Raw genomic sequence first — 12,475 nt, forward strand, 5'->3', positions numbered from 1 at the left:
AATGACACTTTATTCAAAGAAAGAGATTGTCGAGCGCGCAAGAGAGCTCGCTAAAATGATTTCTGAAACGGAAGAAGTTGATTTCTTCAAAAAAGCAGAAGCGCAAATCAATGAAAATACAAAAATTTCAACGATCATTAATCAAATTAAGGCGCTTCAAAAACAAGCTGTGAACTTAAAGCATTACGGCAAACATGAAGCCTTAAAGCAAGTCGAAGAAAAAATCGATTCCCTGCAAGAAGAACTGGATGACATCCCAGTCATTCAAGAATTCAAAGAATCACAAATGGAAGTCAATTCCCTGCTTCAGCTTGTAGCGCACACAATTTCGAATCAAGTAACAGATGAAATCATTCTTTCAACCGGCGGTGACCTCTTATTAGGAGAAACCGGTTCAAAAGTGAAAAACTCATCACCAAGTTGCTCCATTAAATGAGAAAACCCCGCAGATGCGGGGTTTTTTATTATATAGATTATATGTTATTTGTATTTTGCTACTGCATCAACATTTTGTTGTTGATGCAGTAGCCCTTGTATTTCGTAAAAAATAAATATTATATTGAAGTGTTATCAACTAAAAATGAATTGATTCTACAGATTAAAAGATTTGAATTGAAACTTAATACTTAATCCAAAAATATTTATTACAATATGAAACTCTCTCATAAAATCCCCTCCCTATATAAAGAAGGGCTACTATCTTTATTACATCAAATGACACCATTTCAGTCAACTCCAAATCTCTCACTCTCCAACTTTTCCAATTTTCAAGGCAAGTTTATGGGCGACCATGCATACACTGAAACAGAAATGAATTTAATTGAACATGAAGTTCAAAATCGTGACACACTAGACGAATGCCCAGCATAAGATAAAACGATCAAGAACAAGGAGGCATGCCGGAATGTCTGAATACAGAGAAATTATTACAAAAGCGGTGGTTGCAAAAGGGAGGAAATTCACCCAAAGCACACACACCATTTCTCCATCGCAAAAACCAACCAGCATCCTAGGTGGTTGGATCATTAATCATAAGTATGATGCTGAAAAGGTCGGTAAAACGGTTGAGATCGAAGGAACATTTGATATTAACGTATGGTACTCTTACGCTGACAACACGAAAACAGAAGTCGTCACAGAGCGTGTGAAGTATGTAGACATCATTAAACTGAGATATAAAGATAAAAATTTTCTTGATGATGAGCACGAAGTGATTGCGAAAGTTTTGCAGCAGCCCAATTGCTTAGAAGTGACCATTTCTCCAAATGGCAATAAAATTATCGTTCAGGCAGAGCGAGAGTTCATTGCTGAGGTAGTCGGTGAAACAAAAATTGTTGTAGAGGTCAATTCAGACTGGAAAGAAAAAGATGATCACGAGTGGGAAGAAGAAGTGGATGAGGAGTTAGAGGATATTCATCCAGAGTTCCTAGCAGGTGATCCAGAAGAGTAAGGAATGACTAGGGCGCATATCCCCCTAGTTTTTTTGTGCCTGATCTAGGAGAAAAAAGGTGATTTTTTATGCTATAATTGAAGATGGTATGAATTCGAAAGTAATATAGTGAGGGATTAGAAATATGGCAAGTTATACGCCCATGATACAGCAATATTTAAAGATCAAGGCAGATTATCAAGATGCCTTTTTATTTTTTCGCTTAGGCGATTTTTATGAGATGTTTTTTGATGATGCGAAAGAAGCGGCGCAAGAACTGGAAATTACGTTAACAAGCAGAGACGGCGGCACCATTCCAATGTGCGGTGTTCCATATCATTCTGCTTCTGCATACATAGAACAGTTGATTTCAAAAGGCTACAAGGTCGCCATTTGTGAGCAGGTGGAAGATCCTAAAACGGCAAAAGGTGTAGTCAAAAGGGAAGTTGTTCAACTGATTACACCAGGTACCGTCATGGATGGTAAAGGTTTAAGTGAAAACGAGAACAACTTTATTGCGTCTGTTACCAGCTTTCAAAATGGATACGGTCTTGCGCTGTCTGATTTATCAACAGGTGAAAACATGGCGGCTTTCATCGATCGATTAGATGAAGTCGTATCAGAAATTTATTCTGTTGGTGCAAAAGAAATTGTGGTGTCAAAGCAGCTGGATGAGGAAACAACCAAAACCCTTAAAGAACGCTGCCAAGCAACTATTTCATACGAAGATAGTGATGAACTATTAGAGGAAGCTGAACAGCTCGTTTCCCATCTTGACGACAAGTTAAAAACGGCATTTTTAACACTATATGCCTACTTAAGAAGAACGCAAAAAAGAAGCTTGGATCACCTTCAGAAAGTTCAAGTGTTTGAGCTTGAACAAACGATGAAAATTGATCTTTACTCAAAACGAAACCTTGAATTAACAGAAACGATTCGTTCAAAAAGCAAAAAAGGCTCTTTATTATGGCTGTTAGATGAAACAAAAACAGCGATGGGCGGCAGACTGCTCAAGCAATGGATCGACCGGCCGCTCATTCGTCTTTCGCAAATTAACGAGCGCCAGGAAATGGTGCAAATTCTGATGGATCATTTCTTTGAGCGCGAGGATCTGCGCGAACGATTAAAGCAAGTATATGATCTTGAGCGTCTAGCGGGCCGCGTGGCATTTGGCAACGTGAATGCCCGTGATCTCATCCAGCTCAAGGAATCTTTAAAACAAGTACCTGATATTAAACAACTCGTTCAATCATTACCAGAGGAAATGGCAAAATCAAGAGCGAATGAGATTGATCCTTGTGGTGACCTGCTTGAGTTATTAGAAGATGCACTTTATGAAAATCCGCCGATGACGATAAAAGAAGGCAATTTGATTAAAGATGGCTACAATGCAAAATTAGATGAATACCGTGATGCCAGCCGAAACGGAAAGGACTGGATTGCACGTCTCGAACAGCAGGAAAGAGAATATACCGGCATTCGCTCATTAAAAGTCGGGTTTAATAAAGTGTTTGGTTATTATATCGAAGTGACACGTGCGAATACACATCTGCTGGAGGAAGGGCGTTATGAAAGAAAACAAACGCTTGCCAATGCAGAGCGGTATATCACACCTGAATTAAAAGAAAAAGAAGCACTGATTCTTGAAGCAGAATCAAATATTAACGAATTGGAATATGAACTATTTACAGCTCTTAGGGAGCAAGTAAAAGGCTATATTCCTAGATTACAGCTGCTCGCAAAACAAATGAGTGAGCTTGATGCGCTTCAATGCTTTGCGACTGTTAGTGAAAAGCGCCGTTATATCCGTCCGGAATTCTCAGAGGATGACGTGGATGTCAAGGATGGCCGTCACCCTGTCGTTGAAAAAGTGCTGGATCACCAGGAATATGTACCGAATGACTGCCATATGGGAAAAGGAAGACAAACCTTACTCATCACTGGACCGAATATGTCAGGGAAAAGTACGTATATGAGACAAATGGCTCTCATCTCGATTCTTGCACAGATTGGCTGCTTTGTACCTGCGTCAAAGGCGACGCTACCAATCTTCGATCAAATCTTTACCCGTATTGGTGCAGCAGATGATTTGATTTCTGGTCAAAGTACTTTTATGGTAGAGATGCTCGAAGCAAAAAATGCGATGGTGCACGCAACGAAAAACAGCTTGATTCTATTCGATGAAATTGGACGTGGGACAAGCACCTATGATGGAATGGCGCTTGCGCAGGCGATCATTGAATTTGTTCATGATCATATTGGGGCCAAAACCCTATTTTCTACACATTACCATGAGCTTACGGTTCTTGAATCTCAATTAAGCGAGCTGAAAAATGTTCATGTGCGCGCTGAAGAGCATGAAGGCACAGTCGTTTTCTTACATCAAATCAAAGAAGGTGCAGCTGATAAAAGCTATGGTATTCATGTAGCGCAGCTAGCTGAATTACCTGATGCCATCATCAATAGAGCCCAGACCATTTTAACGGAGCTTGAGAGCGGATCACATGACGTGACCCCGAACGTATCTGTAGCACCAAAAGTAGAAAAGACTGAAGAAAAACAGCAGCTATCCTTCTTTGAAGTAGAGGAGAAACCGCAGCCAAAAGCTGTCCTAAAACAGAAAGATCAAGCGGTCATCGATGAATTAAAATCATACAACCTAATGGATATGACGCCGCTTGAAGCTATGACAAAGCTGTATGAATTACAAAAGAAATTATAATGTAAGGTGAGGTGAGCAGAAATGGCAAAGATTATTCAGTTATCCGATGACCTATCCAATAAAATTGCTGCAGGTGAAGTGGTCGAGCGCCCAGCTTCTGTTGTAAAGGAGCTTGTGGAAAATGCGATCGATGCAAAAAGTACAGTGATTGAAATCGATGTAGAAGAAGCAGGTCTTTCTTCTATAAGGATTATTGATAATGGGGTTGGAATCGATGCTGAAGATTGTAAGCTCGCCTTCCAGCGTCATGCAACGAGCAAAATCAAAGACGAAAATGATCTGTTCCGTGTCAGAACCCTTGGATTCAGGGGAGAGGCACTGCCAAGTATTGCATCTGTCTCTCATTTAGAAATGAAAACAAGTACTGGCGAAGGAGCTGGGACACACTTAGCTTTGCAAGGCGGGAAGATTATTTCAGAGAAAAAAACCTCTGGCCGCCGCGGCACTGAGATTGTGGTCACCAATTTATTTTACAATACGCCAGCTCGCCTGAAATATATGAAAACCGTTCATACGGAGCTTGGTAATATATCGGATGTGGTCAACCGAATTGCGCTAGCACATCCCGAAGTATCGATCCGTTTGCGTCATCAAGGGAAAGTTCTCCTCCAAACGAATGGAAATGGAGATGTGCGTCATGTACTTGCGGCCATTTACGGAACAGCCGTGGCGAAAAAAATGCTGCCGCTCCACGTACAATCACTTGATTTTGAAGTGAAAGGATATATTTCGTTACCTGAAGTGACGAGGGCATCACGGAATTATATGTCTTCTGTTGTAAACGGCCGATATGTCAAACATTTTCCGCTCGTGAAAGCGATCCATGAAGGATATCACACGCTGCTTCCAATTGGCCGTCATCCAATTACATTTATTGAGATGAAGATGGATCCGATTTTAGTGGATGTGAACGTTCATCCTTCGAAGCTTGAAGTGAGACTAAGTAAAGAACAGGAACTTCATGAGCTGATTAAACAAGGAATTAAGGAAGTATTTCAAAAGCAGCAGCTCATTCCAAGTGCCTCAGTACCAAAAAAAGCACCAATACCAGCTGTGAAAAATGAGCAGCAATCCTTAACCTTTGATGCGAAACAAGGAAACCAAAGCCAACCGGAAACACCGCTAACCTATCAGCCGGAGCCGCACGAGTCGGTCATATACGAGACAAGTTATACCGATGCATATGGGATGCCTAAACAAGAGAAGACAGAAGCATCATCACCAGTATCTTATGAAGAAGTATCATCTGAGCGTATTCATTTAGAGGAATCCGCCGCTTCATTTGAAGATGAAGAGACGGTACTATATGAAGATGTGACAGAGACGATGCCTGAAAACGAACGCGTCCCTGTGATGTATCCAATTGGGCAAATGCACGGCACATATATTTTGGCTCAAAATGAACGAGGACTTTATATCATTGACCAGCATGCAGCTCAAGAGCGAATCAAGTATGAGTATTATCGTGAGAAGGTGGGAGAGATCGAACAGGAAGTGCAAGAAATGCTCGTCCCCTTAACATTTCACTACTCTAAAAACGATATGCTGATCATTGAAGAGCATAAGGATATTCTAGCGAAAGTGGGTGTCTTCTTAGAGCCCTTTGGTTCAGGAAGCTACATCGTTCGTTCGCATCCGCAGTGGTTTCCGAAAGGTGAAGAGGCTGAACTGATCGAAGAGATTATAGAGCAAGTGCTTAATGAAAAACGTGTTGACATCAAGAAACTGAGAGAAGAAGCGGCGATTATGATGAGCTGCAAAGGCTCAATCAAAGCAAATCGTCATTTGCGTCATGATGAAATCAAAGCCTTATTAGATGAACTCCGGACAACGAAGGATCCATTCACCTGTCCGCACGGCCGCCCGATCATTATTCATCACTCGACCTATGAAATGGAGAAAATGTTTAAACGGGTGATGTGATATAAAAAAAGCGCTCTTAACAGAGCGCTTTTTTCTTTAGCATCCGCAAGGATCTGGCGGTGTGACCACAACTGGCCGTGTATTAATATCAAGCGTATCTTCTGCATAAAATGTAGAACCGATGCTGAGTGCTCGATTTTCTGCGCGGAACGTATATGTACCTGCAGCAGGAAGTACTTTATGTGAAAGCTTTAATGTATACTTGGAAATTCCAAGTAAATCCAATCTGAGCGGAATACGAACGGTTTGCCCGTTGTTCAAAATGTAACTGTCTTTTAATGCTTTACCGTTCATAATGTCTTTCGTTGTTGCTTGGAAACCCTTTGGCAATGTGAACTCAACTGTACCAAGACTTAAAACTGAATTTGGGCTGTACGTCAGCTCAATGTCAGAATAAGACCATTCCTGCTTACTAGCTCCTGTAATTTTAGCGTAAAGCGCAGCTGGCTTTACATTGGTTGATGCTTTGCTTTCGGCTCCTTCAGCAGATGCAGAAAGTGGTACTGATAGCGCCATAACCAATGTGAGCATCCCCATCATAAGAATCGTCCATGTTTTTTTCATTTTTTCCTTCCCCCTTGTTGAATATAGGTAAATAATAGATGATTACACCCATTATTTACCTATAATGTTACCATATTACCATATGGTATTAAATGGGATATTATACCCTTATTTTGTCATTCTTTAGTAATAGCGGGGGAATAGCGCATTTGGTTGATTCATTCCGTAAAAATGGCCAGGCATTTGCTGGTTTGTTGGCATCATCATATGCATATCTTGATAACCGTATGGATGGTGCGGCATCATCCCGTACCCACCATAATGGCCTAGATGATGGTGGTCCTTCATTGGAACATGCTTTGAAAAGTAATCATGCTGATTTGGAAACGTTGAATAGGGTGAATGATGATGTGGATGGTGCGCATTATACATATCTTTTTTGCCGCTATGATAATGGTTTGGCATATTCATATGATCATGCATGTTTGGTGCGATCATATGCTCATGATTGGCTGTATACACATTTTCAAATGTGTGATAGGGATTTTCTTGGTGATAATGATTCATTTGGCTGTTCATATCGTTCATGTATATCTCATCCTTTATGTCAGGTTGCCATATCCTATGAGACAGATTTACTTGATGAGCCTATCCATATGAAAGAAAAAAACCGGCTTTTCAGCCGGGAAAAGGAAAAGCAGGTAAAGCGTCAAGCCTTAAATTTCGTAGCGATGTCTTCTTCTACGACGCTTTTTACATCTGCTGCAGACACTTTTAGGAAAATAACAGGGATCGTAGCTTCGAGAGGTATCCCAAAAATCGCTCTCAAACCATTTATCTTTTTTATGACAATACTTTTTTTCTTTACATGGATCCTCATGGTGATGATCGTCATGCTTTTTATGACAGTTTGAGTGGGAATGTTTGCACTTGCATTTGCACATTGTCATCCCTCCTAAATGTGACTCAATGCTAGTATATGCAAGAAAGAGTCATGAGGACTGGATGCTCTCACTTCTTTTATAAAAAAGGCTTTTTCTGAAAAAACTCAAATAAAAAGAATTGACTAGTGCTAAATTAACATGATAAAATATAAATTTTTATCCTCTGATGAAATGTGTTATAATGATATTGTGAATACTTTCGGAGGTGGCGGATTTGTTTCAAATAGGTGATAAAATTGTTTATCCAATGCATGGAGCCGGTGTGATTGAAGGAATGGAAGAAAAAGAGATTTTAGGTAAGACGCAGGAATATTTTCTGATTCAAATGCCGAATATGCAGATGATGGTCCCAAAAGGCAGAATCAATCAACTAGGTATACGTCCGGTAGCAGATCAAGCAACGCTGAAAGTTGTGATGAACAATTTTGCAGAAGAAACAAACGACGACACGCTTACTTGGAAGCAAAGATATGATGAAAATCTGAAAAAGCTAAAAACAGGTGCGATCGAAGATGGTGCAGACGTTGTTAAAGATCTGATGAGACGAAATCAGAAGAAAGCATTAAATTCAAGTGAAAAGAAGATGCTTGAAGATGCAAGAGGCATGTTAGTGAGTGAGATTTCACTTGCACAGGGACTGTCGCAAGATGAAGTGATGACAGCTTTAGAGAATGAATTAAGAATGTAATGATGATATACAGAGACTAGCTGTAAACAGAAGAGGAGACTCCTTTGTTTACAGCTTTTTTGTTTTGAAAAAAAGAGTAATATTGGCATTTTTGTAGGTGGTTTTAACTAATATTGAAATGAGGTCATACGATTTAGTTTTTACGCGGACAACAAAAATTCAAAGACCTCTGATATACCTAGATGACATTAAAAACAGGTAAGTTTTCCTGATTCATTCAAATGAGCCGGACAACCTTTGAATTTTTTAAGCCATTGATAGTAAAATATTGCGGTAAGATGACACCTAAGAGAAAAAAGGAGCGGTGAAATGAAAAGGTTACTAATATGTGGATTCATCTTTCTTATTCTGTGTACTCTTTTAATGGTGAAATGCACCCATTCTGTTCAAGAAAAAAAAGAGCAAAAGAAGCATTATCAAGAGGTAGAAAAGTATCAAAAAGAGCGAAAACAAGGTGATCAATACGAAAGCTTTAAACAGCTCATACGACATGAAAAAGAAGGGTACGAGATAGAATTTCACGAAAAGGGCGGAAGTGATTTACTCGTATTTTCTCCTCATGGAGGTGAGATTGAACCAGGAACAAGTGAAATTGTAGAAGCCTTTCAAGAAAGCTATTCTACATATTTGTTCGAAGGTACAAAGCAAGACAATAACCGGGACCTGCATATCACGAGTACTAATTTTGATGAACCCGTTTTGGTTCAAATGATTAAAACGTATCCTTTTTCAATTTCCATCCACGGCTATAAAAGTGATAAAAGACACACGCTCGTTGGCGGCACAAATGAAAAAATGCAAAGAGCGGTTGTGCGAGAACTAAGAGATCGAGGATTTTCCGCAGAAATGGTACAAAAAGGCGAACGGCTTTCTGGTACAGATCCTAAAAATATAAATAATCAAAATGCAAGTGGTGAAAGTGTTCAACTAGAAATTAGTACAGCGCAAAGAGAAGCTTTTTTTGACAATTTTGATACGAGAAAAGGAAAGAAAAAAGCATTCAGACGTTATATCAATGCGTTAAAAGAAGTATTAAGAGAATTCGACCCGTCTTCGTAAAAAAGTTTTGATGGGCAAAAGTACTCTATTTAAACTTGGTAAAAAAGATAGGAATATGCGATTTGAGCATAAAATATGTAATAACTTACAATTTGCCTTAAAAACATAAATTATGTAAAATAATAGTTATCAGTTTGATATGATAGAATGGGGCTGAAGTGGATGGCACACAAAATACCATCTTCCGAAGTAGGTGTAAAGATCAATCAATGGTACACGCATATTTGCAAATTTGAAGTTGAACAGGCAAACGGCATGAAGCGCCTTGTTGAAGAAGAAATTCATGATATGGAAGAGGATCAAGATTTACTCCTATATTATTCCCTAATGGATTTTCGCCATCAAATGATGCTTCAGCACTTAGCGCCCGTCCATGCAGGGAGTGAAACGCTTCAAGCAGTGTCCTTTCCTAAAGAAATTGACGATGCAGAAGATGAGATGACAGGCTTACTAGGCTATTATTTTCATTTTTTTCATGGAATGTATGCGTTTATCCAGCGCCGGTATATCGAGGCCATTTCATATTACAAGCATGCGGAACATCAACTGATTTTAGTGACAGATGAGATCGAAAAAGCAGAATTCTACTATAAAATCGCAGAAGTATACTATCATATGAAACAAACTTATTTCTCCATGCACTATGCTAAAAAGGCGAGAGACATCTATAAGAAACATCAGCTTTATGGAAAAAGAAGCATTCAATGTGATTTTGTCATGGCAGGTAATTGGATTGATGTCAATCAGTATCAAAAAGCGCTTCCTTATTTAGAAAAAGCGTTAAAAGTCTGTGAAGCGATGGAACAAAAAGAATGTACATCTTACTTTAAAGCAATGGCTCTTAATAACTTAGGCACTTGTCATTATAGTATGGGAACGTACCATACAGCGACTGTCTTTTTTGAACAAGCCATTTCACTTTATCAGAAAGATCAAGCATCCACGATGATCAAATCGTTGTTTTCACTTGCCCTTACTTGTTTTAAACTCGGAGATATTCAGCGGGCGGGCGAGGCCATCTCTACAGGAATGAAAGAGGCTTGTGTATTGGAAGATGAAATTTATCAGTTGAAATTCCAATTTTTACAGGCGCTCTATATAGAGAAAGACGGCTGTGAGCAATTGAGGTCGGCCCTTTTTGGCCTGAGAAATAAAAAAATGTTTGCTGATTTAGAGGAATTAGCACTTGATGCGGCTAATTATTATAAGGAACGCGACATGTACAAGGAATCTTCCACTTTTTTTGAGATTGTGATCGAAGCGCGTACGCACATTCAAAAAGGAGATGAGATGTATGAGAACGAAGCATAACATGTCAGCTGCTCAAGTAGATGAAAGACTTCACACTTAAAAATGAGACAAACAACACCCTTTACGCATAAACGTAAAGGGCTTTTTCTTTATTCTTTGATTGCTTTTTCTGCGTCAATTGCACCTGCTCCATAAATCATCGGATCATCCCCAGACCACTTGCTTGTATTTTCTTTTAACAGGGTTTTGACTTCATCTGGCGTTAAATCTGGTGAATGCTCTAATAGTAGAGCGCAAATACCAGCACAAATCGGTGTTGCCATCGATGTGCCAGATAACGTTGTATAATCATCGTCTACTCTGCTTGATTTGTCGAGTTTATCCAGAAAGGATCTTGGTGATCTGAGAGAAACGATGTTTACTCCTGGTGCGAGGATATCAGGCTTTGCTTCCCCGTAAACAGTAGGCCCTCTGCTTGAAAATGGTGCCACGATATCGTCACTTGATTCTGGTGTATTCCTGTCATCATAGGCTCCGACCGTAATGACTTTTTGACTGACAGCAGGGCTTGCAATCGTCTGGCTGTTAGGACCAGAGTTCCCGGCAGCGACGCATACAACAATCCCTTGATCCCAAGCCGCATTGACAGCACGCACCATTGGATCGTCCTGTTCGTCATCATAACGCTGCGCAGCTCCGCCTAGCGACATGCTAATAATATGAATCGGATCATCAGGGTGGTCTTCGTTGAACTGCATGCACCATTCAACACCTTCTATAATAGTAGAAAGTGATCCAGCCCCCTGTTTATTTAACACTTTCACACCAATCAGATTTGCTTTTGGGGCAGGTCCTTTGTATAGGCCGTCTGAAGCGGATCCATCTCCCGCGACATCTCCCGCGCAGTGTGTACCGTGGCCATTATCATCATAAGGCTTTGTTTTTTGTTTGACTAAATCCACAAAATCACGAATTCTTCCATCTAAATCTTCATGCGGATAAATTCCCGTGTCAATGACAGCGACCGTAATGCCTTCACCGGTTAAAGTTGTCCCGTTTCGGATGACTTCTTCAGCATGACTTGCTTGTGTGGCTACGTCCAGCAGCGCATGAACTTTCCGGTCTAAATAAATTTTACGAATATGCTCACCATTTGCTAATAGCTCTTCTAAAGCAGCAGGGGTTAAATCAGCAGCGCAGCAGTCGATATGTGAAAAATGTCGTTTTATATTTGTTTTTCTGCTTTTTTTCATTAATTGTTTCGTGCTTTGAATCCCTGCCTCGGCTGCACCTTTCTTAAATTCAATGATCACACGAAGCTTCTTTTTCTTCTTCAGCCTGCCTTCGAAAAAACGATGAAGAAAGCATGGCGTCCATTTAAAAGGTTTATAAAGGTGAAGAACGGTTTCTCTTAAAGGCTGATCTAGTTTACTAGCATGTGTTCTGACCATTTGCACCATAGAAAATCCAAACATGTGATGTCCTCCATTCCAGCTATCCATTCTCGTACACTCTTACGTTATGTGATTGAGAACTGCTTGGTTCGGATTCTTGTCCCTTCTTTTCTTTATATTGGCGGCTTGCTTATGCCTTTCAAAAAAGAAAAGCGCTTACATTTTGTAAAATAATAGAAAAAGGTGGAAATCATGTAGAATCTGCCGATGATAGGTGGGAGAGTTCTTCTAAGAGAACCAGCGAATCAAAGGATTTTGCAGAAAAAGGAGTGGTGTAGACAGGGTCAATGCTCATATAAATGTGATGCGTGACAGATGGAAAAAATCAAATCCTTATCAAAAAAAGCCGAATTAAAGAAAACAGACTGGATAGGACTAGGTCATATTAAACATAACGTCATTTCTTTGTCATACTATTCTAACTCTGTTTTCAAAGAGGAGAGGCGTTTCTGTGTATATAAATGCAATTATCTTATTTTTGAGGAATCTCATGATCTAGAG

The 12,475-nt window shown here is 39.8% G+C and carries 11 protein-coding genes; 8 read left to right on the forward strand and 3 right to left on the reverse strand.

Translation table 11 applies throughout. The features are described 5' to 3' along the window. The first annotated feature begins 1 nt into the window (after nt 1). From NST59_RS08380 to mutL, 4 genes are all read left to right on the forward strand, one after another. Nucleotides 2–436, forward strand: coding sequence for a RicAFT regulatory complex protein RicA family protein (locus NST59_RS08380; RefSeq protein ID WP_338594951.1), 435 nt, complete (start codon nt 2–4; stop codon nt 434–436). Nucleotides 437–904: 468 nt separating this feature from the next. Beyond that, nucleotides 905–1,450 carry an outer spore coat protein CotE gene (cotE, locus tag NST59_RS08385; protein ID WP_039178732.1) on the forward strand — a complete coding sequence of 182 codons (546 nt, stop codon included), beginning with the start codon at nt 905–907 and terminating at the stop codon, nt 1,448–1,450. A 124-nt stretch (nt 1,451–1,574) separates the two neighbouring features. Further along, complete coding sequence (gene mutS, locus NST59_RS08390; RefSeq protein ID WP_341040558.1) at nt 1,575–4,151, forward strand: DNA mismatch repair protein MutS; 2,577 nt, start codon at nt 1,575–1,577, stop codon at nt 4,149–4,151. A 21-nt stretch (nt 4,152–4,172) separates the two neighbouring features. Next, entirely contained in the window at nt 4,173–6,074 is a 1,902-nt protein-coding gene (gene mutL, locus NST59_RS08395) for a DNA mismatch repair endonuclease MutL (protein WP_341040559.1), read from the forward strand. Between the two features lie 36 nt (nt 6,075–6,110). Here mutL and bslA read toward each other — a convergent pair whose 3' ends face one another. Together bslA and NST59_RS08405 are read right to left on the reverse strand one after the other, a co-directional pair. After that, complete coding sequence (gene bslA / locus NST59_RS08400; protein WP_247544167.1) at nt 6,111–6,638, reverse strand: biofilm surface layer hydrophobin BslA; 528 nt, start codon at nt 6,636–6,638, stop codon at nt 6,111–6,113. Between the two features lie 123 nt (nt 6,639–6,761). Further along, on the reverse strand, nt 6,762–7,166 hold the full coding sequence (locus tag NST59_RS08405; protein WP_047203896.1) for a hypothetical protein: 405 nt from the start codon (nt 7,164–7,166) through the stop codon (nt 6,762–6,764). 68 nt (nt 7,167–7,234) lie between these two features. Between NST59_RS08405 and NST59_RS08410 the strand changes: the two genes are divergently transcribed. The 4 genes from NST59_RS08410 (at nt 7,235) to NST59_RS08425 (ending at nt 10,580) form a co-directional block, all read left to right on the forward strand. Then, nucleotides 7,235–7,492 (forward strand): hypothetical protein, encoded by a 258-nt coding sequence (locus tag NST59_RS08410; protein WP_058837650.1) that lies wholly within the window; start codon nt 7,235–7,237, stop codon nt 7,490–7,492. A gap of 244 nt (nt 7,493–7,736) precedes the next feature. Next, nucleotides 7,737–8,210 carry a CarD family transcriptional regulator gene (locus NST59_RS08415; RefSeq protein WP_039178750.1) on the forward strand — a complete coding sequence of 158 codons (474 nt, stop codon included), beginning with the start codon at nt 7,737–7,739 and terminating at the stop codon, nt 8,208–8,210. 309 nt (nt 8,211–8,519) lie between these two features. Then, nucleotides 8,520–9,269 (forward strand): poly-gamma-glutamate hydrolase family protein, encoded by a 750-nt coding sequence (locus NST59_RS08420; protein WP_039178752.1) that lies wholly within the window; start codon nt 8,520–8,522, stop codon nt 9,267–9,269. 162 nt (nt 9,270–9,431) lie between these two features. Next, nucleotides 9,432–10,580, forward strand: coding sequence for a Rap family tetratricopeptide repeat protein (locus tag NST59_RS08425; protein WP_034281920.1), 1,149 nt, complete (start codon nt 9,432–9,434; stop codon nt 10,578–10,580). A gap of 89 nt (nt 10,581–10,669) precedes the next feature. Here NST59_RS08425 and NST59_RS08430 read toward each other — a convergent pair whose 3' ends face one another. Then, nucleotides 10,670–11,995, reverse strand: a complete 1,326-nt coding sequence (locus NST59_RS08430) for a S8 family peptidase (RefSeq protein WP_126681853.1) — start codon at nt 11,993–11,995, stop codon at nt 10,670–10,672. Between the last annotated feature and the right edge of the window lie 480 nt (nt 11,996–12,475).

Origin of the sequence: Bacillus sp. FSL R5-0439 (assembly GCF_038008805.1) — a bacterium.
GTDB lineage: Bacteria > Bacillota > Bacilli > Bacillales > Bacillaceae > Bacillus > Bacillus safensis.